Below are 24297 nucleotides of genomic sequence, written 5' to 3'. Positions count from 1 at the left end.
TACCCTAGTTTACCAGGTTGCGGCCTAGGGTCCACCGATCGGCGCGGCGTCGAACTTTGCCTGATCGAAGAGTCCGCGCAGGAACTTGTACGAATCGCGGACATCGTCCATCATCACGCCGCGCGATTCGTCGAGTTCGACGATGAGGTGCTTGGCGGCCTTGAGCTTGGCGAAGTTCTCTTTGTACGGAATCTTGCCCTTGCCCACCGCGACCATCGCGCCGGTGCCAAACCCATCCTTGATGTGCCAGAACTCGGCCTTCGCGCCGAGCTTTTTGGCGACGTCAAATGGGTTTCCGCCGGCGGCGAACACCCAGTAGGCGTCGATTTCCCAGATGAAGTCCTTGGGCATGAGGCTCTGCAAGGTCTCGTGCGGAATCTTGCCGTCCTCGTTTTTGCGCCATTCGAAATCGTGGTTATGGTAGGCGAGCTTCAGTCCGGCCTCGGCCAGCATGTCGCGCGCGCCGATGAGGTCGTCGGCGGCTTTTTGAATCTGGCTCGACGTGCGGAACAGTGCCGGGTTCATCCACGGCACCACGCACTGCTTGGTGCCCAAAATGGCCGCCGTTTCGGCGATCCCGGCGATGTCCTCTTTCTTAGGAAGACCGATGTGCATGCTGCACACGCTCGCGCCATGCGACTTCAGGAGGTCGGCAAACCATTGCGGTCCCTTGCCGAACGCGCCGGCGGTCTCGAAGCTACGGTAACCAAACTCAAACAGGCGCTCCATGGTCCCGGCAAAATCTTTGCCGAGGTCGTCGCGAACACTGTAGAGTTGGAGGCCGATGGTCTGCATGAATCTTAAGTTACCTTAGCGGTCGGTGCGATACTTGTCGATCAGCTCGTTGGCGAGCTCCGGCCCGTGCCATCCGACAATCTCGACGTCCTTTTCTTCGAGCTGCTTGTAGACCTCAAAAAAGTGGCTGATCTCGGCCAGCGTGTGCGGGTTGAGGTCGTTGATGTGCTTACGATTACGGAAGCGAGGGTCCTTGGTGGCCACGCACAAAATCTTTTCGTCCGAGCCCTTTTCGTCGGCCATTTCCAAAACGCCAATCGCATGCGCCTCGACCATGCAGCCCGGCACGGTCGGGTGGCTCAGCATAACCAGCACGTCCAGAGGGTCGCCGTCGAGGTAGTGGGTTTGCGGAATGTAGCCGTAGTCGAACGGATAAAACAGGGGCGAGAACAAGACTCGGTCCAGCTTGACGATGCCCGTCTCTTGGTCAACTTCGTACTTGTTGGTGCTGTACCGAGGAATCTCGATGATGGTGTTGAACGTATGCGGCGCGTTGGAGCCAATTTTGGCGTTGAGAATGGACATCTGAGCCTATTATGACAGGCGGCTCGGTAAAGCTCGGGTTGAATGTCCGATAATAGAACCAATGACCCCGCGTGAAGTTGTGGAGCGTGCGATTGCCGACGGTGCCTTTCCCGGCGCGGCCTGGGCTTACGGCACGCTCGACGATCTGGAGGTCGGATCGGCCGGACACTTCCGCTACGACGACGCCAGCCCCGCCGTGGATCACGAAACGATATACGACGTGGCGAGCCTGACCAAGGTGGTCGCGACCACCTCGGCCGCGATGCTGCTTTCGCAGATTGACCAGCTTGATGTGGAGCGCCCGGTGGCCGAATATCTCCCCGAGTTCGCGGGCGAAGGCCGCAACGAAATCCGCGTGCTGGATTTGCTGACGCATCGCAGCGGGCTTCCGGCTCACCGCGAATATTGGAAGCTGTACGATTCTCCGGAAGCCGCTTTCGCCGGCATCCTGCAGGAGCCGCTGGTGTACGAGCCCGGCACGCGCACCGAGTATTCCTGCGTGGGGTTCATCGTACTGGCGATGCTCCTGGAAAAGGTGATGAATGGCGGGCAGAAGGTCAAGTCGTTTAAGGAGCTTGAGGTGTTCACCGAGCTCAGCATTTTCTGCCGCCTCAACATGGGCCACACGACGTTTCGCCCGGGACCGTTTACGCGGCGCAAGATCCCGCCGACCGAAGTGCACCCGGCGGGCCATTTCCGCGAGGGCGAAATCCAGGGCACGGTTCACGACGAGAACGCCTACTTTTTGGGAGGAGTTTCGGGCAACGCCGGGTTGTTTAGCAGCGCCAGCGACGTTGCCAAGTTCGCGCAGTGCATGCTTCGCGGCGGCGACGAGATTTTTGACGAGGGCCACATTCACATGTGGACGATGCGGGAAGACGAAACCTCGACCCGCGCGATGGGTTGGGATACGAAGTCGCCGGTGGATCCAAGCTGTGGTCAGCGGTTTGGGCCGCTCTCGTATGGGCACCTCGGCTTCACAGGCTGCTCGCTGTGGATCGATCCCGAGGCCAAGCTGTTCGGCGTCTTGCTTTCGAATCGGGTGCATCCCACGCGCGACAACCTGAAAATCCAGGCGGTTCGTCCCGCGTTTTATGACGCGGTTTACGGCGTGTCACAGTAAATTTATAAGGGAACTTGCGGAATCCCCAACGATTCTGGTGTTTCTTGGCGGACACTTTGTTTGAGGAAACAACTAAATGAAACTTTGCTCAAAACTTGCATTGCTGCTCGGCCTCGGTAGCCTCGTCATCGCCGGATGCGGGGGCGGCTCATCGTCGGGTGGGGCCGCCGCGACCGCGCCGATCACGCTGTTTGCCACCGATAACTTGAGTTCGCACGACCACGTTTGGGTCACGTTGTTCAAGATCGATTTGGTCTCATCTACGGGGGCGTTGGTGACGGTCTATGACAATTCAACCGGCGAAACGATCGACCTTCGCAGCCTGCGCGATGGTACCGGTGCTCGGTATCAACTTCTCAGCAAGCTGAACGTTCCCGCTGGAACTTACACTGCGGCCAAGGTAACGGTGGCCCGCGCGGTAACCCTGTTCGCGGGCGGCAGCGCCACTGGCGACGACAAGAATTTCGCGGTCAACGCAGGTGATCCGGCGGGCAAAACGGTCATGACACTCACCTTTGCGTCGGCGAAAACCTTTGGCACCACGAGTTCCAACGTGGTTCTCGACTTCGATCTCAGTCAATGGGACGATAATCCTTCCGGGGTGGCCCCGGTAGTAATCGAAGGGAGCGGTTCGTCGCTCGACGATCCGGCGCGTCACGAAGCCGACGACTTTCATGGTCTGATCTCGGCGCTCACGGGAACGGCGCCGACGCAAAGCTTTACCATCACTCTTCGCGGGGGCGGTACGGTCACCGTCAACACTTCGGCGAGCACCACGATCTTCCGCGAGGACGCGACCGCGAGCCCGTCGCTGGCGAACGGCAATCGGGTGGAGATCCTGGGCACGTTTGACCCCACCTCCCGCACGATCTCGGCGACCTCAATCAAGGTGGAAGACGAATCTGGTGAGAACCAGCCCGAACTGTACGGTCACGTCAGCGAATTCGATGCGACCGCCGGTTCCATGCAGATGGTGATCGGCCGCGCGTCGGGCGTCGCGCCCAACCGCACCATGATCACGGTCGCCACGACCTCGACCACGATGTTCCGGGGCGGAGGCGGCGCGGTTGTGTCGCGGGATGTCTTCTTCGCGAGCTTGGTCGGAATCTCGAATCCTGAGATCGAGGTTGAGGGTGCTTACAATCGTGAAACCGGCGTGCTGACGGCCACCAAGGTGAAGCGCCATCACGAAGGCGGCGATGACGGCGGCGGCATCGGCGAGCAAGAAGCGCGTGGCACGTTCACCAACGTCAACTCGACCGCGTTCACCTTTACGTTGACGCCAAACGAATGGGAAGGTTTCAGTTGGTCCGGAGGCCGCTCCGTGACGGTGAGCCTGGGCGAAGGCGCTCACTTCGAAGACCAAATGGGCGAGTCGGTGAGCCGCGCGACGTTCTTCGGCGCCCTCACGGGAAACCTTCAAGTGAAGGTTTACGGTCGCATGGGCGAGAGTGGTTTTGTGGCTCGTCGCCTCAAGTTGATCTCGCGTAACTAAGGCGTGAACAAGCCCTGGACCGAAGCGGTCTGGGGCTTACTTTTTTTCGGCCTTCGCGGCTTCGGTCTTGGCCGCGTCGACTTTCGCCGGGACGCTCTTCAGCACCTTGAGGAGCTTGTCTGCCCCGCGTGTGAGCGCCGTCCAATTGTCGTCGGCCTTGGCATTCGGGCCGAGCAGCGTCGGGTCGGTGCCGACCACGCGATCGGGACTGGCGAGAACCTTTTGCGGGACACTGCCGGCGACAGCCGATTCAAAACGCTTGGTGGCTGGGTTGTAGACCCCGCCGAGCCAGGTCATTTGCGCCGCGGCTCCGGCGAGCGGAGTTCCGAGCCAGCGGTCTTTTTCGATGGCGACCACGCCCAACGTGCTGCTGCTCAGGCGAATCGCGTCGCCCTCGCCTTTGACCGGGGTCATCCGGGCGAGGATAAAGCCGGGCTGCATGTTCTGCGGCTCGTTGACTCCGTCGGCCTTGCCGATCGCGAGCGCGGCGGTTTTGGCCGTCTCATCCACGCTGAGTTCGAGCACGAGCGCGTCCGCGATCATCTTGGTCGCTTCGAGATTGACGCTGAGATTGGGAGTGGAAAGAGTTTGCTGCTTGGCCGCGGTTTCGCCAAGCGCAGTGGCATAGAACTCTGGCGCGAGCGTGATGGAGGCGCGAATGTAACCACGGTTCCGCGGCGCATTCCCCAGATAAATGAACTTGCGCGCGACCACCTTGCCTTCCTTTTCGGCGATCAGACCGCGCGCCCAGAAACTGATGTTGGCCGACTCGGTCAGGGTGTCGGAATCGCCGCTGCGAGCCAAGGAAACCTTTTTGAGCGTGAGCACGGCCGAGGAGGAGGTCTTCGCGGGGTCAACGGTGAGGAACACCGGCACCGGCGTGGCGGCTTCGCCCGAGGCGCGGCCAGCATCCCGTTCGCCCGCGGCATTGTTGATCGAGGTCCCGTTAAACGGGTTCGGCGAATCGCTGCCGCCACAACCCACCAGGGCAATCCCCACCAAACCGACTAATGCGCGAACTCTCATCACTATGATTATGGGACGTATGTCGAGGAAGGCGAGTTTCGATTAACGGATATTGAAGTACTTCGCTTCGGAGTGGTGAACGATAATCGCCGACGTGCTTTGCTCCGGAACGAGCATGAACTCGGGGCTGAGTTCGATGCCGATGCCGGCGGGATCGAGTAGATCCATGAGCGCAACTTGGTCTTCGAGATTCGGGCATGCAGGGTAGCCAAACGAGTAGCGCGCGCCATGGTACTTCGCGCTGAACAGCAGTTTGGTGCTCTCCGGCTCTTGGTCATCGATGCCCATTTCGCGACGAATCTGAAGGTGCCAATATTCGGCGAGCGCCTCGGCGGTTTCCACGCCCATGCCATGGACGAAAAGGTACTCCTGAAAATCGCCACCGGCAAAGAGGGAGCGCTCGTACTCACTTATGGCGTGGCCGACGGTGACGATGTGGAACCCAACCACGTCGCGAACACCACTTTCGACGGGTTGGAAAAAGTCGGCCAAGCACTGGCGCTTTTGGTCGCGTTGGCGCGGGAATCGGAATCGGTGCCGCTCGGTCTTTTCGTCTTCGGCGTAGATGATCAGGTCGTTGCCCTCGCTGTTGCAAGGGAAGTAGCCCCACGTGACCTTGGGCTCCATGCGTCGGGCAAGTTCGCGCTTGAGGCGCTCGAAGTGCGGCCCCGCCTCGCGTTCCAGATAGCTATTGAACTCGGCTTGGCTCTGGCCCTCTTCGCGGCGGAACTGCCATTGGCCACGAATCAGCGCGATGGGATTGATGTACTTGTAAATCTCAAAAATGTCGAACTTGGTCCACTTGCGCGCGCCGTAGAAGGGCAACTTGGGGGGCGCGACCGGCTGAACGTCGCTCTTGGTGCCGTCGAAGACGTAGAGGCTCTCGTCGGTATCCGGCAGGCGGTGGCTCGCCACGCGGGTGGGCGGTGCTTCCTCGGCGACGGGGGCATCGCCGCCCGCCTTGATGACTTCCATAAGACGCAGCCCCTCGAAGGCGTCTTGAGCGTAGTAGACGCTGCCATCGAACGCCGCGCGGCAATCTTGCTCGACAAACCCGCGGGTGAGCGCCGCTCCGCCCAGGATCACCGGATAGTGGGCGAGGCCACGGGCGTTCATTTCGATGAGGTTCTCGCGCATGATGACGGTGCTTTTCACGAGCAGCCCGCTCATGCCGATGGCATCCACCTTGTGGGTGACGGCGGCGTCGAGAATGCTGTTGATCGGCTGCTTGATGCCGATGTTCACCACGCGGTACCCGTTGTTACTGAGGATGATGTCCACGAGGTTTTTGCCAATGTCGTGGACGTCGCCTTGCACCGTGGCTAGCAGGATCGAGCCCTTCTCGCTGCCCTCGACTTTTTCCATGAGGGGTTCTAGCTGGGCGACGGCGGCCTTCATCACCTCCGCGCTTTGCAGCACGAATGGGAGTTGCATTTTGCCCGCGCCGAACAGTTCACCGACGGTCTTCATGCCATCCAGCAGAATCTCGTTGATGATGGCGAGAGGCGGGTAGGTTTCCAGCGCGTCCTGCAGGTGCTGGTCCAGGTTCTTTTTGATGCCCTGGATAATGTGCTTCTTGAGGCGATCTTCGGGGCCGAGTCCAGCAAAGGCATCTTCGCTGGTGTCCGAGATTTTGACATTCTCGAACTTGGCCATCAGCTCAATGAGTGGATCGTAGGTGCAGGTCAACTCTTCGCCGGGCATGAACCAACATTTTAGCTGATCGCCCCTCCCCCCTGCGAAAACCGGTCTCGGGTGCCATAATTGTTGTCGGTTGCCGATGTAGCTCAGTGGTAGAGCAGCTGTTTCGTAAACAGCAGGTCACCGGTTCAAGTCCGGTCATCGGCTCCATTTTTTTGCCTGCCGCTCGGCGGGGTTCTCATGCTTTGAAAGCGGGACGAGGGGCATCGTGCCCCCCGCCCGCGCCTCAACATGGGGCAATGCAAGGCATAGTGAACAACCGCCTCTGGGCGCAGAATCGAACAGCGCCCGCAAAAATTCTTGCAATTTTCATGCGGCCACGTTAGATTCCGCCGTTCAAACGGGTTTGTGATGAGAAGGATTTTTTCCTTCAGGAAACATTGCAGATGAGCACCCGATACATTCCCATGGCGGAGGACGAGGAACTGTGGATTGTCAAGACCGAAAGCGGCGCGCTGGCTGAGCTTTTGGATGATCCCGGCACGTGGATTGAAGATAACGCGCCCGAGGCGGAACCCTCGATGAGCGGCCACTACTTTATCGAATTCAGTACGTCCACCCCGTCGGAAGGCGGACTCGTCGTCAAGGGAATGAGCGGCACCGCCCTGGTGATTGTTACCGGGCACGATGACGCGATTCCGACGTTCGGGCCGGGTGTGGGTATGACAGCCACGAACCTCGCTACTTTCTGGGAGAACCTCGATGCCGCTCTGGCGACGCATCTTGAGTTCCCCAACATCGAATTCTTCATTCTTCGGGAGACAAACTCGGTGTTTGTTCACTTGCAAATCAATCCCGATCGCGGCTTCTTGGCCATGATGATGTCGGCGGTCGCGCAGGATCAGGTGGGCTTCCTCAACTGGCTGCAAGACACGAGCGGGGTCGTCCCGCGAGAACTCCGTGAGATCGCTAAAGATGGCGACATCACGATGCTGCCCATGTCGAGCCTGCGCATCAATCCGCGGGGGACCACGGGCGGCGGCGGCATGCGCGACGTGCGGATGTTCTTTGAAAACCTTTCGGGCGGACTCTGCCCGGACGAGTTTCCCAACCTCGTGGCTTGCGAGGGCGCGGAAGGACCGATCATCAGTTCGACTCCGGCGCTCACCGTGGCCGAACTTGACCTCATTTTCCTCAAAGCGTATTGCGTCGAAGAGGTACCTGAACCACCGAACCCCTAAATCGTGGCGATGAGCTCTGGCCAATCCAACTCGGAGGCCGCCAGAATCTCGTCCGCGACGTTGAGCCCGTGCCGATCTTCGAACCCTTGGAGGGCGGCGCGGGCTACTTTTTTGTGCGCGGTTTCGTACTCGTTGAACACTTTGCTCGCCGCGACAAAACAGCGCGTAGCCAGCGCCAAGTTGCCGTCGGCTTCGCTCAGTTGGCCAAGGTTGCGCAGCGCCCAGCCGAGACCGATGACCCGCTGTCCTTCGCTCGCCTCTCCGATGAGCGCGCGGATCAGTGCCTCCGCCGGCTGAGGTTGAGCGAGCTCGATGTAGAGCAGGGCCATGGAGTACAGCACAAACGGTCGAAGCGCCCGCTCGGTCACCGTCGGCAAGAGGTCTTGCATCTGGGACAGTTCCGCGCTCAGGTCGTCCGTTTGGTTTTGGCGCGCAAAGATGCGGCAACGGATTGACCTTAGCGTGGCTTCGTGGGAAGCATGCGGTGTTCGGCTGACCAACTCGAGGCCTTGGTTCGCAAACTCAAGAGCCGCCGGGTCGTCGTTTTGGCCGAAGGCTTGGTGCGCGAGGTCGCCGAGCGCGTCCATCGCGGTCACCCAGTCGCCTTGTTCTCGCGCCAGGCTCAAGCGTCGTGTCCAGAGGTTGGTGGCGGTTTCTTCATCGGCTTCCCGACCGGCAAGGGCGCCCTGCAGGCCAAGCATCTCAAGTTCGGCGGGTGTGTCGGCGGTCGCCATACTCGCTTCGAGTCCATGACTGGCGAACTCCCGGAAGTCGGCGAGATATCCCGCCTCAAAGAGCGGTCGCGAAAGCGATTGCGCGACGGTCTTGACAGCATCAAACTGGCGCGATACCCACGTGTGGCGGAGGGCTTCGCGGCAGTTGATGCGGTCGGCTAGCATGTTCTGCATCGCCTCAACCCAAGCGCCGGTGCGCAATGCGTCGCCAATCGAACGGGCGCGATTGACAAACACGGTGGCGTGGCCGTCGCGGGCTTGCTCAACAGCAGCGTCCAGTCGGCGGTCGCGAGCGGCCTGCCACACCTGCTCCTTCACGTCGTCGTGAATGATATACGCGTTAGCATCGCGGACTTGCAGGAACGCGAGGTCCACCAGCGGCTGGATATTGGTGTCGCTCGTGCCGCTGGCTTGCACCACCTCGCGCCCGATGGCCTCATTGAATGGCCCGGCGAGGGTGCAGAGGGACAGAAGTTTCAGGAAGTTGGGTTGGTCGAGCAGGCTGATTGAACTCATGATGATTTGCTCCTTGGAGATGGGGGCCGCGCTGGTCGCGGGCGGCAAGGTCAGGCTGGCCGAGCTCGCTCCCGCGGCGGCCAACAGCAATAGCGCCAAGGGAACCCGAGCTACGCGCGATGGCAGCCGTACCCCGGGGTTCATGCGCGCAAACAGTTCGCGGCTGGCGGCTTGAGTCAGTGAGCCTACGCGAATCTCGCGTTCGCCGATTCCGAGCTTGGCTTTCGCGGTGCACAGAAGTTGCATGCCAGGCATTGTGTTCAGCAGGGCAGCGAGGCCAGGGCTGTCCGAGGGTTTTACGTCATCAAGCAGGATGATCCCGTTATCAGCCGCGCCCACGGTCGCGAGGATGCTCGCTTGCAAGTCGCGAAAATCCAAGGCCCAGGTTGCGTCCACCCAAAACACGGGCCAGCCTTCGCGATCCAGTTGCCGGGCAACATCGCGAGCGACTCGCGATTTTCCCGCGCCGCCTTCGCCGACCAAGGTAACGACACTTGCGCCGCCACGCAGAAGGTCAACCGCCTGCGCGATCGGCTTAGCGCGGCCAAAGCAGGGCAAGTTGTCAGTCGGAATACGGCCGACGGTGCGCTGAGCCAGCATGCGCGCAAGCCACCGGCGGCGATCTTCGGGCGAACGCAACAGAACCGAAACTTCCGGCTCTAGGCAAGAGAGGAAAAGCTCTTCGGTCCAATCTAGCTGGGCCAATCGCGTCGCCTCCGTTCTTCGATGTTGGCTTGCAATTCGCGCAGAAGACGCTTATTGCTGATCCACCCGTGCACTTGCATCGGACCGAGGCTGAATCCACATTGGTGGGCGGGTCCACTCATCCAGGCCAGCAGGTCCTGGTGAGTCTGACTTTCCAGCGTGTACTGAAAGGCCACGAGCTTCCACAAGCCGCTTTCGCCTAGACTTTTGTGGTCCAGACGGTATCGCGCCATGCCTTGCAAAATTGTTTGCACCGCACTAGAAAACGGCAGCAAGGTTTGGATTCTAACAATTACCTTTGCGATGTCGTTCAGTTGCATCTCGGGAATGGATCGAGAAATGATGCTGGCCGGTTCATATTCGAGGCAATGTCGAATCGCGATATGCGTTTCCGTCGCCCGCCACTTGCCGGTTTCGGAGCAATGATCTCGGCCCGCCGCGCTGCTGGTCACGGCTTCGGCAAGATGGTCAACCGGCAGCCCCAGCACGGCGCAGGCCACTTGGTCGTGAGGCGGCTTGAGCACTTCGTACATGACTTGCCGCTGCACGCGAGGCACCGAAACCGCCGCCCGCAAGCTGAAACTCTGGCGAGAAAACTGTGATATCTGAGCAAGTTCACTCGGGCGACGCCCGTCCAGAAGCAGCAGCATCGCGGCCAGGGTTTTGGTTGGCAGTTCGTCGGGCGCCTCGCCCAGCCACAGGTCTTGGGAGGCTTCGGTGGCCTCGCGCTCGTCGAGCCGCGCCTGAATCGCCTCGGTGAACGTCGTATCGGCAACTAACACCTTGTCTGGTTGAACGGGCGTTTCGCGGCCATCCTTCGCACCGTGGTCATGCCGAACCGAGTCGAACACGCACTTGAGATAGGCAAGCCACCGCCCGTCATCCTCAAAGCTGAGCTCGTGGCGGCGCGGCCAAATCTTAGTGAACGCGGTCTGCAGGACGTCGGGAATCGAATCGGGTGCCTGACCCAACTTGGTCAGATAGCGCTCGAAGATCGGAATCGAGGCATGCCAACGTTTTTCGAATCGTTCGTCGCTCTGCATGCCTCTCCTTGACATTCAGTATAGAGCGGGTACAACCGTAGCCAAAGCCTCCTATGCGAATTTCGGTCATTATTCCTGCGCACAACGCCGAGAGCTATATCGCCAAAGGCATCGAGAGTGCGTGGGCGCAGACGGTTCGCCCCGACGAAATCGTGGTCGGCGTGGATGGATCCACCGACCAAACGGCAACCGTCGCCCGGTCGCTCGGCGCAACTGCCTTGGAACTCCCCAAGGGGAACGGGGCGATCGCCCGCAATGCGGCGGCGAAGGCCGCGAGCGGCGACATCTTTTTCTTTCTCGATGCCGACGACTGGTGGGCACCCAACAAGATTGAGCGTCACTTGGCTGCGTGGGAGGAAATGCCGGCCGCCAGTTGCGTGCTGGATCGCACGATCGCGACGTTTGAGGACGGTTCGTTGGCCGGTTGGACGGGAGGTCGCGCCGAGCGGGGCCCGGCGGATTGGCGCGTGTTTCTTTCTCACCGCGCGTGGCCCAGCGGGTCGGGGTTCTCGGTGCGCGCCGAAAACTATTGGGCCGTCGGCGGATTTAACGAGAAGTTAATCCGGTTCCAGGACGTGGACTTTTGGGTGCGGGTCGCGGCGAAACTTGGCCCTGCATTTACGATGGGCGAGGAGTTGACGCACTACCTGCAGGTGCAGAATTCGGTGAGCCGGAGCCTCGCTCGGCTGGATGAAAACTTGGACAACATGCTGGCCGAATGGCCGTTCGCCACACCCAACGATCGCCGGACGATTCGCAGCATGGCGCACCTCATTGCGCTGCGGCAATCGGCTTGGCCGGAGGCTCTGAGTCACGCCATCAAAGCGGGCTTGCCGATTCAGAACAAGTACTTCTGGGGATCACTGCTAAGGTCGCTTAAGAACCGCCGACCCAGCAAATAGACGGGGCCGACTGAACCTAGAACATGGTACTTTTACAACGTGATTAAGGTCGCGGTTGTGGGGACGGGCTACGTTGGCCTTGTGACAGGCGTGGTGCTCGCGGACTTGGGGAACCAAGTGATCTGCGTGGACAATGACGCCGAAAAGGTGGAGAACCTCAAGCAAGGGATTCCGCCGATTTATGAGCCAGGCATTGAAGAACTGCTGGCTCGCGGCAGCAACGAGGGCAAGCTAACCTTCACCACCGACGTGGTGGAAGCGACTCGCCAAAGCGACATCGTGTTCATCGCCGTCGGCACGCCGCCGGGACCGGATGGGCCCGATCTTCGCTACGTCAAGGAGGTTGCGCACGCGATTCCGGCGGGCATCAACGGCTACAAGGTCATCGTGAACAAGTCCACCGTGCCGGTGGGCACCGGCAAACTGGTGACCGAAATTTTGATGGGTCACGGGATTGATGAGTCCATGTTCGACGTGGTGAGCAACCCTGAATTCCTGCGGGAGGGCACCGCGATTCACGACACGCTGTATCCGGATCGCATTGTCATTGGCGCTCGCAAGCGAGAGGCGGCCGCGCGCCTGGTGGAGCTCTATGCCCCGCTGGAACGCCCGATGTACATCACCGACTGGCAGAGCGCCGAGCTGATTAAGTACGCCAGCAACAGCTTCCTCGCCATGAAGATTAGCTTTATCAACGCAATGAGTCGCATCTGCGAAGCCGCCGGGGCTAACGTCGGTGATGTCGCCAAGGGCATGGGCAGCGACGAGCGCATTGGGAACCAGTTTTTGCAGGCCGGACTCGGCTGGGGTGGAAGCTGTTTCCCCAAGGACGTCGCGGGCCTGATCACGGTGGCCGAGGCGCACGGTTACGATTTCCAATTGCTGAAGTGGGTGGTCAATATCAACGATACGCAGACCCCGCACTTCCTGGATCGGCTCGAAAAGCGGCTGGGCGGTTTTGCCGGCAAGCGCATTGGGTTGCTCGGCCTCGCGTTTAAGGCGAATACCGACGACATCCGCGATGCGCGCTCGCTCGTGATCATTGATCATGTGGTGTCGCGCGGCGGGACCGTGGTCGGCTATGACCCCGTCGCGATGGAGAACGTGCAGAAGATTCGGCCTGACATCGACTACGGCACGAACGCCTACGAAGTGGCGAAGGGCGCCGACGCCTTGATGCTGGTGACGGAGTGGAACGAGTTTAAGCAACTCGACTTTGCTCGGATCAAGGCTTCCATGAAGCAGCCGATTTTGTTCGATGGCCGCCGCATGTATCGGCCGGAGTTCGTGGAGCGCTCGGGGCTCGAATATCACACGATCGGAATTTCGGACTAGTTCGCGCGGCGAATGACAACACCCGAGCGGGTGCCGGTTGACTTACCGTCGGCCAGCACCCGCTCGCCGTTGACCCACACCGAATTCACGCCGACGCTGAGTTCGGTGGGGTTCTCCGGAGTAGCGCGGTCGTTAATCGTGTTCGGATCGAACAGCACGACATCCGCCGCGAAACCGGGTTTAAGTTCGCCACGCCGCTTGAGCAAAAAGGTGCGGGCGGGCAGGGAAGTCATCTTGCGAATCGCCTCGCTCAGGCTTATGGTTTTGCGCTCGCGGACGTAGCGTCCGAGAATCCTAGGGAAGCTGCCCGCGCCTCGCGGGTGACGTCCGCCGATCGCGCCATCGCTGCAGAACATGATTTTGGGATGCTGGATGAAGTGCTCCAGATCGGGTTCGGTCATGGCCGTGACCACCACATGCTGCGAGCCCGAGCCGGTCGGCCCCTCGGTTTTCTCGAGAATCTCTTGAATCAGGGCGGGGGCGGACTTCCCGGTCAGGGCGCTGATCTCGGCGAGGTTCTTGCCGACCCACGTGGGCTCGTGGGTGTAGCCCACCAGCCGGACATTCTGCGGGCCGCCGACATCGGCCAGACCTTGGACCCAAATGGCGGCATTGGCCCAATCGCGGCTGGGCGACAGCGCGGCGATGGTGCTGTGCCAATAGAGGTACGGATAGACATCGGCGGTGACGCCTTCCTGGTTGAGAAAAGCGTCCACGTCGCGGGCTCGGCCCCACACTTTTTGGGTGCCCAGTTTGATGTGCGAAATCTGGGTGCGCACGTTGGCCTGGTCGCGAATCTGGGCAACTTCGGCAAACGCTTCGAACGACTTGTCGGCTTCATCGCGGATGTGGCTGATATAAATGCCGCCTGCCTCGCCCGCGACCCGCGCGAGGCTCACAAGTTCTGCCGTGTCGGAGTAGTAGCCGGGGTCGTATTCGAGCCCGCTCGACAGCCCAAGCGCGCCCGCGTGCATGTCGTCGGCCAGCAGCGAGCGCATGATGCCTTGCTCCATCGGGTTGGCCACGCGCTTGTAGTCCTCGCCCATGACGCGACGCCGCAAGCCGCCGTGTCCGCTGAAAAATGCGAAGTTGAGGCTCGGTTTGATGCCGTCCAGGTCGGCCATTTCTTCGGCTACCGGTTTGCTCCAGCCGCCATCTTGACCGACCACCGCGGTGGTGATTCCTTGCGTGAGTTGCGAGAGGGAGGTTGGTTCGTCGGCGATGCCGCCAAGCGCGTGACTGTGCGCATCAATGAATCCGGGAGCGACCACGAGGCCCTTTGCGTCCACGACGGTTTCGCCTTCGATGGGCTTGAGATTGCCGACCGCATTGATCTTGCCGTCGAGCAGCCGCACGCTGGCCGATTTGGGTTTCGAGCCGGTGCCGTCGATCACCGTGGCGTTGATGATGAGGGTGGATTTAGCAAGAAAAACTCCGGCCAGCAAAAGCATGACCGGAGTTTACTTGGCGGGCGACTAGCTCGCGGGGACGTACAACTTGTACGTGTATTCCAGTTGCAGCGAACCGCCTGGCTTGAGCTTTGGCGCCCACTTGATGACCGAAGTCGAATTCACCTGGCGCAGGCCCTTGGTGGTCTTGGTGACCTTGCCGTCGGGCGAGTTGGACACGATTTCGCCGGTCAGGCTCTTGCTGACTTCCAGGGCGATATCTTCCTTGAGGCCGTTCTTGGCGAGCAAGACGCCCTTGACCGTCACGAGGTCGTAGCGGGGGTTTTCGTAGCGATCCTTGATGGCCCCGCGAACGCGCTCGACTTCCTCTTCGGTTGCTTCGGCGCGCACGGCCAATGCCTTGTTGATGCGCACCTCACAGTCCCCATCCGAGATGCAGTACTGCAGCATGCTTTGGCCGAGCAGTTCGCCCTTGCTAAAGATCGTGGCGACACCCGTGGTCAGCGGTCGCTTCGAGGCGTTCTTGAAGCGCAGGTTGTGCCAAACCTCGCTCACTTCGTTCGGCTGAATACCGCGATAGTTGCCGCCCGCGTCCACCATGTCCGGAATTTCCCAGGTGTAGACGTGCTTGTAGTCGGTGTCGAAGCGGAACAGGTTTTGGTAGTGCCGCGAGCCCCGCTTGCTGGAGAAGTTGTCGAGGTCGTAGAAGAACAGGTCGCCGATTTGCTCGCCGCCCGCCGTGTTATCGGACGAGCCGCCCCAGTTCACGTCGGCATCCATCTTAGGCGCGTAGGCGTTTTGAGTCATCATCTCCGCCGCGCGACCTCCGCGGCCGCCGCCGAACCCACCGCCGGGCTGGCCACCAGAGAGACTCCCGAGCCACTGGTCGGGGTTCATTCCCGCCGAGAACGGGTCGAGAATATCCTTGAATTCAAGATTCGGGAAACCGGTGATCAAGCGCGCGCCGACCTTATCCATGTCGGCCAGTTCGTTGAGAATTGTGGCCTTGCTCGCCACCGTCATCTTGTCTTCTTTGCTGATGTCGAGCGCATAGCCGGGCGCCCAAGTGAGGCCGCGCTCCAGCGACATCATCATCACCGTTTTGGTGGTTTTGCTCGCCATGATCTTGTAGAACTTGCGAGTGGATTCCTGCTTGATTTTGCGCGACCACGCGAAGCTGGCATCGGGGCTTGAGACCTGCGAGATCATGCTCACCGGGATCGCTAGCGTGCCTTCACCGGCCTTCATCACAAGAATCGTATTGGAGCAGCTGAGTACTTGGCCCGCGGCCATTTCGGCTTTGCCCGAGGCCATGTAGCTGACGTTTGCCATGCGGCCCTTGTTGGCCTCAAGAATCGAGGCGAGGCTTTCGTGCGGAGTGTCGGTTTCCTTGGAGGTGACGTCTTCGCTCGTGACGATTGAGTCGATTTGTCCTTCCGGCGACCAAAACCAAAGCGTACCTAGCGAGGCTTGCGGCACTTCGATAATGTTCGCTTCGCCATTCTTCACCGCGATCTTGCGAGTGAGGAATGCGTAGCCATTTTTGAACATCGAGACCGAGGTGATCTCCGGCTTAACGATGTCCGCGGCGGGCGCGAGGAACGACGAAAGAACGACAGCTGGTAAGAAGCCCATATTCCATGGACGTCCGCTGGCCGTGCCAGTTACCGCCAGAAAGTAAACTAAGCCCGATGCTGACCCTGGACTCCTTTCGCGCCGACTTTGAGCGGTGGGGCCAGCTCGACCCCGCGCGAGAAGTGGTGGTGGCCTACAGCGGAGGGGCGGATTCCACGGCCCTGCTGACGCTACTCGTTGAATCTGGCGTCTCCTGCGTAGCCGCCCACTTGCATCACGGGATGCGGGCCGAGGCCGACCGCGAGCTGGCGCTGGCCGAGGCTTATGCGACCGAGCTTGGGGTGCCTTTTGTAAGCGGCCGCGCCGATGTTCCAGGCATGGCCGCGGCCCGCAAGATCGGCTTGGAAGAAGCCGGGCGACTCGCCCGCCAGGAGTTCTTAAGACAAACCTGCGCTCGACTTGGCGTCAGTACCGTTGCCACCGGACACACGCAAGACGACCATATTGAAACCATGCTGTTTCGCATGGCGCGGGGTAGCGGCATGAAGGGTTTGACCGGGATTCCGTGGACTCGCGATCACTTGGTGAGGCCGTTGCGCGGGTTTTCTCGAGCCGAGACGCGCGAGTTCTGCGAATCGCGCGGGCTGTGGTTTCACGATGATCCGGCCAACGCCGACATTGACATGGCGAGGGTTCGGGTGCGCGAAAGGGTGGTGCCGGAGCTTCGGCTCGTGCACCCCGGCGCGGACCTGGCTTTAGTGCGGCTGAGCGAGTTGGTCGCCGAGGAGGACGAGTTCCTCAATGGGCTCGCGGCGCGTCTGCTGGTCGCGGCGGAGATCCCTCTTAATGGGCGGCTCGGGTTTCTGACCCAGGATTGTGAAGTCGCGATGAAAGTCGAGGTGCTGCGGGCAAACCCCGCTGTGTTGATGCGCCGCGCCGTGCGGTTGCTCGCCGAGTTCTTCGGCGCGAACGCCAGCTACGAACAAGTAATGGCGGTCGAACAGTTGCTCGCCCAGGGTCAACGTGGCAGCGTGACAACGGAGGACGGCTTGCTCAGCTTTATCGTGGACGATGAGCGGTTGCTGGTTGAACTTTGCCAACGCGAATCGCCGTTCCGGTTCCCGTTGACCGTGCCGGGCGAAACCGAAAGCGACGAGTTCGGTTGGAAGTTTACGGCGTTGCCGAGCGACCCTACGGACCACCAACGCGAGCGGGGCTCGATGGAAATCGTGCTTAATGCCGCGGCGATCAAAGGCAACCTTTACTTCCGCTCGCAAGAGTCCGGCGATAAGATTGTCCCGCTGGGCATGAGCGGCCAACGGCTGCTGAGCGATGCTCTCGGCGAGGCGAAGCTGAGCACCCACGCGCGGGCCCGGCTCCCGATTCTCTGTGACTTAGTCGGGCCGATTTGGGTGCCGGGAGTGGTGATGGCCGACCGAGTGAAGGTGACGCCCACCTCGCAAAAGGGTCTTTTGGTCCGGTTTTCCCCGCTAGATTAGCGTGAGGAAGCGGCCAATTTCCGCCGAAAACTAGGCTAGGTGAACCTGGTAATGGTGCGAGCGGTCATAATTGCAAGAACACGCCGTACCCCACACGCGTATTACGAAGTGGGTTTCCCCTGGAGTTAGATTGAACAAGGCACCACGAACATTTATTGTGTCCCTGCTGGTTGTGCTGACCGCGATCATTTTGATGAACGCGCTTGGCAGCGGCAACGGTCTGGGCTTTAGCAGTAGCAAGACTCGCGAACTCAAAACCAGCGAATTCACGACCGCCGTCGAAAAGAAGGAAATCAAGACGGCGACCTGGGAAGGGAGCAAAATCACCGGCGAGCTGATGAGCGGCGAGTCCTACGAAACGACCGCGGTTGCTTCGGATTCGGCTCGTGGCCAAGCGATTGCCGCCAAGCTGGAAGCGGCCGGCGTCGAACCGGACTACAAGACTCCCTCGCAAGGCCCGCAAGTCATCGGCGTGATCCTCAGCACGGTGCTCGTGCCGCTGGTCATCCTGGCGCTTATCTATTTCTTCTTCATCCGGCCCGCCCAAAATGGCGGCAACCAGGCAATGAACTTTGGTCGCAGCCGCGCCCGACGCGTCGGCGAGAACGGTCCCAAGATCACCTTTGATGACGTTGCTGGGATCGAAGAAGCCAAACAAGAACTGGCTGAAGTGGTTGACTTCCTCAAGAATACGAAGAAGTATGTTGCGCTCGGCGCGCGCATTCCCAAGGGCATTCTGCTGACGGGCCCTCCCGGCGTCGGGAAGACCCACCTTGCTCGCGCCATTGCCGGCGAAGCAGGGGTCCCGTTCTTCCACATCTCCGGTTCCGACTTCGTCGAAATGTTCGTCGGGGTGGGTGCCGCACGGGTTCGCGACCTCTTCGAAACGGCGAAGGCGCACCGTCCTTGTCTGATCTTTATCGACGAAATTGATGCCGTGGGTCGCCAGCGAGGCGCAGGTCTCGGCGGCGGTCACGACGAACGCGAACAGACGCTGAACCAGCTTCTGGTCGAAATGGATGGCTTCGACGCCAACAGCGGCGTCATCATGGTGGCCGCCACTAACCGACCCGACGTGCTCGATCCGGCGCTCCTTCGTCCGGGCCGCTTCGACCGCCAACTGGTGGTGGATGCACCCGACGCGCAGGGCCGCGAAGCGATTTTGCAAGTCCACGCCAAGGGCAAGCCGTTTACCGCCGAAGTTAACTTCGCGACGGTCGCCAAGCGAACGCCGGGCTTCACTGGCGCCGACCTCGCCAACGCGCTCAACGAGAGTGCGTTGCTGGCCGCCCGACGCAACAAGACCAAGATTTCGCCCAGCGAGATTGAGGAGGCTCTCGACCGCGTGATGGTGGGCCCGGCTCGCCTTTCCCGTAAGATGGTCGAGAAGGATCGCAAGCTTACGGCCGTGCACGAAGCCGGCCACGCGGTGGTCGGGGAACTCCTGGAGCACTGCGACCCGATTCACAAGGTCACAATCTTGCCGCGCGGTCACGCGCTCGGGATTACGTGGAGCTTGCCCGAACTTGAAAAATATTCGGAAAGCAAGAGCGAACTGCTGGACGACATTTCGATGTCGCTTGGCGGACTCGTGGCCGAAGAAGTGGTCTTTGGCGAGCGCTGGACAGGCGCGACTTCGGACCTCAAGCGCGTCACCGCAATCGCTCGGGCAATGGTCACCCAGTTCGGGATGAGCCAAAAGCTGGGCACGCTGGCGATTGGCCGCAACTCAAGCAATCCGTTCCTTGGCCGCGACGTCTACCAAGAGCGCGATTATTCGGAAGAAGTTGCCCGCCAGATTGACGAAGAAATCAAGGCGATTGTGGACAACTGCCACGACGTCGCGACGCGGATTCTTACGGCGAATCGGGCGAAAGTTGACGCGCTCACCGAAGCATTGCTCGAGCACGAAACGCTCGACCGCGAGCAGTTCCTCAAGGTCATGGCAGGCGAAACCCTGCCGCCGCCGGAACCACTGGTTTCAACCGCTCCCGCCGAAGGCGAAGCCGCAAGCCCGGATGGAACTGAATCTTCCGCACAGCCTTCGCCACCCCCGAAATTGAACCCGGGAACGATTGGCTGACCCTAAGAAATTCCGTGGAATCCCCACGGAATTTCTTTGTCTGTGTGTATAATCCCATGCCAGCGCAAAGGATGTTGGGCTTCCTCCATGAGTGCGGACGAAATCTATCAGCGAGCATTTGATGCTCGGTATAACGGTGACTACGAAACGGCGCGGCAGTTGCTTGGCCAGGTGCTGGCTGGCAACCCCAATCACGCAGATGCGCTGTGGCAGCTTGGCCTCGTGCAGCAGTTTGGCGACGGCGACTTTGATGGTTCCGCCGAGACGCTGAAGAAGGTGGTGGTCATCAACCCCAACCACCTAGACGCCCGCTACGACCTCGGGATGACCTACATGATGCTCGGCATGATGGATGAGGCGTGCGCTGAAATGCGCGAGATTCTGCGGCAAAACCCAGGGCACGAAAAGGCGCAACAGCAAGCCATTTACTGTGACTAGACAGAACCAGCTTGTCCCAACTCTCGCGATCGCCTTGGCGATCCTGTACATCATCGTCCTCATCACGCCGTCGTTTCACTACGGGCCGACCGACAAGATCATGCCGATGGTCGTGAACAGCGGTGTGGAACCCGACCAAAAGCGACCCTGGAACGTGCTGGAAGCCGATGGCGTGTTGCAGTTTCAACCTTGGCGCAAGCTCGTCCTAGAATCGTGGGCCCACGGCGAGATTCCGCAGTGGAACCCCTATCAGCTCGCCGGCACGCCGCTGCTCGCGAATTCTCAATCGGCGGGACTCTATCCGCCGCACGTGTTGCTTGGCGTCCTGCATGTGCCATGGGATTTGGCGATGCGCATTTTGCTGGCGCTCCATCTGTTTTTGTGTTACTTAGGGATGCGCGCGCTGGCCTTGAGCATGCGAGCGCGTTTGGTTTACGCCGAAATCTTCAGTCTCGCGTTCGCGGCGTCGCCTTTCCTCACCGCTTGGAGCCCTCTGCCCAGCGTGGTCTACACCGTCGCGTGGATTCCGATGACGCTGTTTTGGGTGAGGCAGGCGTGCCGGGGTCGCGGCTCGCCCGCTTGGGTCGGACTTGGCATCGGCATGATGCTGCTTTCAGGGCACCTGCAGTTTGCGAGCTACGGCTTGCTCGCCGTCCTTTGCTTCGGGTTGACGCACCTGAGGGTTGCGCGGATTCGGGCCGCGTGGGTCGTTTTGGCGGCGGTCGGCGGCGGATTGCTCGCCATGCCGCAAGTGCTGCCAGCGCTCGAGTTTAGTAAGATCAGCCACCGCGCGGGAGCGGCTTCTGAGCAGGGCTACGAGGCGTACAAGGCTTCCTCCATCACCGCGCGCGAGTTACCCGCGCTGCTGGAGCCGCGCGTATTGGGCCGGCCCGGCGTGAAAATCGCCTTTGAGGGCTTGCCCGAGAAGGTTGGGGCGACCTGGTTGCCGTTTCTTAAGCGAGGCGGGAACTTCGCCGAAAGCGCCTTTGGACTCACATTTGTGGTGTTGGCCGGCGTCGTCGCGTTGCGACAACGATCCCGGCTCGCGGTGCGATTTGGCTTTGGCCTCATGCTGTTGTCGCTGCTCTTGATGGCGCCCACGTTCTTGCAGCGGCTGATGTACTTTGCCGTGCCCGGCTGGTCCTCCACAGGTTCGCCAGGGCGGGCGGGAGTGCTGTTTCTCATCGGCGGGGTGATTGTGGCGACCACCGCGACGGGGCGGGGTCTGCACAAGCGGAGTTCGATCTTCTGGGGGCTCTGCGGACTGGCGACGCTTTGCCACTTTGTCTTCATGCGCGAACTCGGCTGGCATCCGTTGTTCATCATCGCACCGCTCGCATGGGGCTTCGGGATGTGGCACTTCATGTTGAATGGTGGCTGGCTTCCGCTTCGGTTGCTTAACGCCGCGGTGGTCCTTTTCATGTTCGATCGGATGACCTCGGTCACCCTGCCTCGAAGTTTATCAACCGCACCCGACGTTGCGCCGTTGGAACGGGTCGCTTGGATCAACGATAAGTGGAACCTGTACGTGACGCCCAAGGCGACCATGCCCGGCAACCTCAGCTCGCTCTACGGCATCCGCGACATCGCCGGATACGATAGCCTGATGTCGGCCGACACGGTTGCTTTGCTCAAGGGTGTAGCCGAGCCGCCGCCGGAGAATGGCAACTTGCTGCTGACGCGGTCTACCGCCCTGCCTGAATCTCTCGCCGACTTGGGTGTGACGCACGTTTTCCGTGCGAATCCCGACGGCAAGGGCGAGCATATTCGCATTCCCGGACCCGGCATCGTAACCGGCGGCGAGGTGCTTCGAACAACCGCGGGAAGGTGGGAACTTCGCGCGACCGGGCCGATGACGGTGCGGGAGCGCAACCTGCCCGGCTGGAGCCTCACAGTCAATGGGACGCCCACTGAACTGCCGCCCGGAACCTGGCTCACGGCCCCGAACGCCGCGAGCCGCGACCAAGTTGTGTTCACTTATCGTGCGCCAGGCATGGACAAAGGATTCCAATTGGCGTGCGGCGGAATGCTGGCGATCCTACTGGCTAGTTTTCTCGCACGCGGGCCGGGTAAGGTCAAATCATGAGCGTTTATACCGAACGGTCAGCGACCGGGAGTGCGGTCGGAACGGGGCGTTACATGGCCGTGATCTATAACAACGATCACACGTCGTTCGACGTGGTGATTAGGGCTATTCAGGCCGCCACGCGCTGCGATCACACCGAGGCCTCGATTGAGGCGTGGGAAGCCCACCATTACGGAAAAGCTCCGATCCACTTTGCGAGTGAATCGGAGTGTGTGCTCGCCCAAACCATCATGCTCGCCGCTGGCGTGCAAACGACGGTTGAGCTTGAGTGGACGGATTAGCCCCAGAGCGAGAAGTTCGAGTTCGAATTCTTATCGTCCTTCTTGTTGTCGAAGGCATCCACTTTCGCCGCGATATTCGGTCGTAGCGCGGCCAGGTTCCCCATGAAGCTGCTCAGCTGCTCGGTCTGCGTGTCGGCGGTCTTCATGATCTCTTCCATCGCCTTGTAGCGATTGCGGAGCATGGTCTCCTTTTTGGCGACGCGGGCCTTGGTGTCGGCCAGATCGCTGTTCACCGAATCCAGCTCGCGCTTCGTCGCCTCTTGCATCGCGCTGAGGGTGCCGGTGCCGTAGGTGGTCGCTCCTTCCAGAACCTTTTCGAGCTTGGTGGCGCCGCTATTGGCGGCGTTGCCGAACGCGGCGGCGAGGCTAATGTCGTCGCCATCGAGGGCGGCCTTAAGCTTCACCTGGTCCACGGACATCTTGCCTTCGCCATCAAACGAAACGCCGAGTTTGGCGAGGGACGAGCCGGTGCCGTCTTCAATGGCCTTGCGAATCGAGCCGACCAACTGGCTGACTTGCTGCTCGCCGAAAAGGGAGCCGCTATCGAAGCTTTTCGAGTCGAACTTCGAGTTCTTGTTGACCATGTCCACCAGGGCGTTATAGCTGCTGGCGAAGTCGCTGACCCCACTGACCGAGCCGCTTACTTCGAAGGGGTCTTTGACCACATCCATGGTGTAGCTTCCGTGGCGAGTAACCTGAATTTGACCACCTGCGAAGCTAAAGTTGTTATTCGAACTCGTGAGTACCCGCGAGTCGTACGCGATCTCGGCGTCCTGAGCTTCGGAGATCACATTGAGGAAGTCACCGGTTTCGACTTCAGGAGCTTCCGTCGTTGCACCCGTGTTACCGGTCGGAGCCGATGCGGTAAAAGTCGGATGGGTTGTGTTGCCAGAAATGTCGTAGTCAATGCCGGTTTGGTCTTTGATGACCGCCTTCAGCATAGACCTTGCATCGCTGAAACCCGTGTAAACTTCGGCAAGCCCCACCTTGGCCGTAACAAGCGGTGTTCTCTTGAACGCGTCATCAAGTTTCTTAGACAGTTCGCCGAGAGTTTCTGGCGCATCGACATTCAGCAAACTGAGGACGGTTGTGCTGCCGCGGAAAATGGTGCTAAGCCGAGTATCGGCGGTGAGTTGAGGCGTTGCCACAGCCTGGGCTTGGCCACCCGAAACCGTCGGCGCAACGAGTCCGAGTTCGGCCGCAAGACCATCGTTATCGGTGAGCTTGATCTTATTGGCCTCTCCGCTCTGGTTCATGCGCAGTTGAAGCGAGTACCGACCGCCATTTTCTACGACTCTCGCGGTGACGCCAGCCTCGGCTTTGTTAATCGCCGTGGCCACATCGGCGATGGTGTCGCCCTGATTCAAGGAAACGGTTCGGCCATTGATCTCGATGTTGCCCTTTTTCGAGAGTTCGATCTTCTCATTTGTTTCGGTGGACGCCACTGTATGGTGCGTCGCGAGCTTCTTGACACTGAACTCATACCGACCCTCATTCAGAGTGCCGCGCACGTTGATCGACGGGTCCAGGTTGTTGACCTTCGTCAACCCGGTGCCGGTGTACGAGAAGTTCAACTTCTGAGTCGAGCTCAGCAGGCCTTGCGCCACGCCCTTGAGCTGCGACATCATGTCGAGCTTGCCTTGAAGTTCGGTCGAGCGAGCCTGCAGCTTCGAGATCGGCTTCTGATCTCGTTGCAAGGACGCCTTGACAAGCGACTCTACATCAAAGGTTTTTCGCTGGGAAGTGGAACCGCTCATCATCCCGAGCCAAGAGTAATTGGTATTCAAATTCATCCTATCCCCACTGGGTACACCCTTCCTTTTCCCCACCATTGAGGTGCTTGGG

General features: G+C 60.3%; 19 protein-coding genes and 1 tRNA gene. 11 read left to right on the top strand and 9 right to left on the bottom strand.

Annotated features, from left to right (window positions below):
• Positions 1-24: 24 nt before the first annotated feature.
• Together JNJ45_06220 and JNJ45_06215 are read right to left on the bottom strand one after the other, a co-directional pair.
• Entirely contained in the window at positions 25-795 is a 771-nt protein-coding gene (locus tag JNJ45_06220; protein MBL8048260.1) for a sugar phosphate isomerase/epimerase, read from the bottom strand.
• A 15-nt stretch (positions 796-810) separates the two neighbouring features.
• The gene (locus JNJ45_06215) at positions 811-1320 is read right to left on the bottom strand and encodes an inorganic diphosphatase (protein ID MBL8048259.1); all 510 of its coding nucleotides are present in this window, start codon (positions 1318-1320) and stop codon (positions 811-813) included.
• Positions 1321-1381: 61 nt separating this feature from the next.
• Here JNJ45_06215 and JNJ45_06210 point away from each other — a divergent pair, with 61 nt between their 5' ends.
• On the top strand, positions 1382-2443 hold the full coding sequence (locus JNJ45_06210) for a serine hydrolase (protein MBL8048258.1): 1062 nt from the start codon (positions 1382-1384) through the stop codon (positions 2441-2443).
• Positions 2444-2519: 76 nt separating this feature from the next.
• Entirely contained in the window at positions 2520-3938 is a 1419-nt protein-coding gene (locus JNJ45_06205; protein ID MBL8048257.1) for a DUF4382 domain-containing protein, read from the top strand.
• Positions 3939-3974: 36 nt separating this feature from the next.
• On the opposite strand, the gene JNJ45_06200 is transcribed toward JNJ45_06205, so the two are convergent.
• Both JNJ45_06200 and JNJ45_06195 read right to left on the bottom strand, forming a co-directional pair.
• On the bottom strand, positions 3975-4964 hold the full coding sequence (locus JNJ45_06200; protein ID MBL8048256.1) for a hypothetical protein: 990 nt from the start codon (positions 4962-4964) through the stop codon (positions 3975-3977).
• 42 nt (positions 4965-5006) lie between these two features.
• Positions 5007-6668: a B12-binding domain-containing protein gene (locus JNJ45_06195; protein MBL8048255.1), complete on the bottom strand. Its 1662-nt coding sequence runs from the start codon at positions 6666-6668 to the stop codon at positions 5007-5009.
• 72 nt (positions 6669-6740) lie between these two features.
• Here JNJ45_06195 and JNJ45_06190 point away from each other — a divergent pair.
• Positions 6741-6815: transfer RNA gene (locus tag JNJ45_06190), tRNA-Thr, on the top strand.
• Between the two features lie 236 nt (positions 6816-7051).
• On the top strand, positions 7052-7846 hold the full coding sequence (locus tag JNJ45_06185; protein MBL8048254.1) for a hypothetical protein: 795 nt from the start codon (positions 7052-7054) through the stop codon (positions 7844-7846).
• On the opposite strand, the gene JNJ45_06180 is transcribed toward JNJ45_06185, so the two are convergent.
• Both JNJ45_06180 and JNJ45_06175 read right to left on the bottom strand, forming a co-directional pair.
• On the bottom strand, positions 7843-9735 hold the full coding sequence (locus JNJ45_06180) for an ATP-binding protein (protein ID MBL8048253.1): 1893 nt from the start codon (positions 9733-9735) through the stop codon (positions 7843-7845). The two genes, JNJ45_06185 and JNJ45_06180, sit on opposite strands and share 4 nt — an antisense overlap.
• Positions 9736-9788: 53 nt before the next feature.
• The gene (locus JNJ45_06175; GenBank protein ID MBL8048252.1) at positions 9789-10859 is read right to left on the bottom strand and encodes a hypothetical protein; all 1071 of its coding nucleotides are present in this window, start codon (positions 10857-10859) and stop codon (positions 9789-9791) included.
• 38 nt (positions 10860-10897) lie between these two features.
• On the opposite strand from JNJ45_06175, the gene JNJ45_06170 reads away from it, so the two are divergent.
• Together JNJ45_06170 and JNJ45_06165 are read left to right on the top strand one after the other, a co-directional pair.
• Positions 10898-11746, top strand: a complete 849-nt coding sequence (locus JNJ45_06170; protein MBL8048251.1) for a glycosyltransferase family 2 protein — start codon at positions 10898-10900, stop codon at positions 11744-11746.
• Positions 11747-11788: 42 nt separating this feature from the next.
• Positions 11789-13081 (top strand): UDP-glucose/GDP-mannose dehydrogenase family protein, encoded by a 1293-nt coding sequence (locus JNJ45_06165; GenBank protein MBL8048250.1) that lies wholly within the window; start codon positions 11789-11791, stop codon positions 13079-13081.
• Here the strand turns inward: JNJ45_06165 and JNJ45_06160 are convergent.
• Both JNJ45_06160 and JNJ45_06155 read right to left on the bottom strand, forming a co-directional pair.
• The gene (locus JNJ45_06160) at positions 13078-14532 is read right to left on the bottom strand and encodes a D-aminoacylase (protein ID MBL8048249.1); all 1455 of its coding nucleotides are present in this window, start codon (positions 14530-14532) and stop codon (positions 13078-13080) included. The two genes, JNJ45_06165 and JNJ45_06160, sit on opposite strands and share 4 nt — an antisense overlap.
• Positions 14533-14556: 24 nt before the next feature.
• Positions 14557-16125, bottom strand: coding sequence for a hypothetical protein (locus tag JNJ45_06155; protein MBL8048248.1), 1569 nt, complete (start codon positions 16123-16125; stop codon positions 14557-14559).
• A 56-nt stretch (positions 16126-16181) separates the two neighbouring features.
• Between JNJ45_06155 and tilS the strand changes: the two genes are divergently transcribed.
• The 5 genes from tilS to JNJ45_06130 all read left to right on the top strand — a co-directional run bounded on the left by tilS (position 16182) and on the right by JNJ45_06130 (position 22452).
• Positions 16182-17564 carry a tRNA lysidine(34) synthetase TilS gene (gene tilS / locus JNJ45_06150; GenBank protein ID MBL8048247.1) on the top strand — a complete coding sequence of 461 codons (1383 nt, stop codon included), beginning with the start codon at positions 16182-16184 and terminating at the stop codon, positions 17562-17564.
• A gap of 157 nt (positions 17565-17721) precedes the next feature.
• Positions 17722-19647: an ATP-dependent zinc metalloprotease FtsH gene (gene ftsH, locus JNJ45_06145; GenBank protein ID MBL8048246.1), complete on the top strand. Its 1926-nt coding sequence runs from the start codon at positions 17722-17724 to the stop codon at positions 19645-19647.
• Between the two features lie 87 nt (positions 19648-19734).
• Positions 19735-20085, top strand: a complete 351-nt coding sequence (locus JNJ45_06140) for a tetratricopeptide repeat protein (protein ID MBL8048245.1) — start codon at positions 19735-19737, stop codon at positions 20083-20085.
• Positions 20078-22171 (top strand): hypothetical protein, encoded by a 2094-nt coding sequence (locus tag JNJ45_06135; protein MBL8048244.1) that lies wholly within the window; start codon positions 20078-20080, stop codon positions 22169-22171. The genes JNJ45_06140 and JNJ45_06135 overlap by 8 nt, the downstream gene beginning before the upstream one ends.
• The gene (locus JNJ45_06130; protein MBL8048243.1) at positions 22168-22452 is read left to right on the top strand and encodes an ATP-dependent Clp protease adaptor ClpS; all 285 of its coding nucleotides are present in this window, start codon (positions 22168-22170) and stop codon (positions 22450-22452) included. The genes JNJ45_06135 and JNJ45_06130 overlap by 4 nt, the downstream gene beginning before the upstream one ends.
• Here JNJ45_06130 and fliD read toward each other — a convergent pair.
• Entirely contained in the window at positions 22449-24149 is a 1701-nt protein-coding gene (gene fliD, locus JNJ45_06125) for a flagellar filament capping protein FliD (GenBank protein MBL8048242.1), read from the bottom strand. The two genes, JNJ45_06130 and fliD, sit on opposite strands and share 4 nt — an antisense overlap.
• Positions 24150-24297: the final 148 nt, after the last annotated feature.

Origin of the sequence: Chthonomonas sp. (assembly GCA_016788425.1) — a bacterium.
GTDB lineage: Bacteria > Armatimonadota > Fimbriimonadia > Fimbriimonadales > Fimbriimonadaceae > JAEURQ01.
Note: the sequence above shows the minus strand (reverse complement) of the source record. Positions and strands in the feature narration are given on the sequence as shown.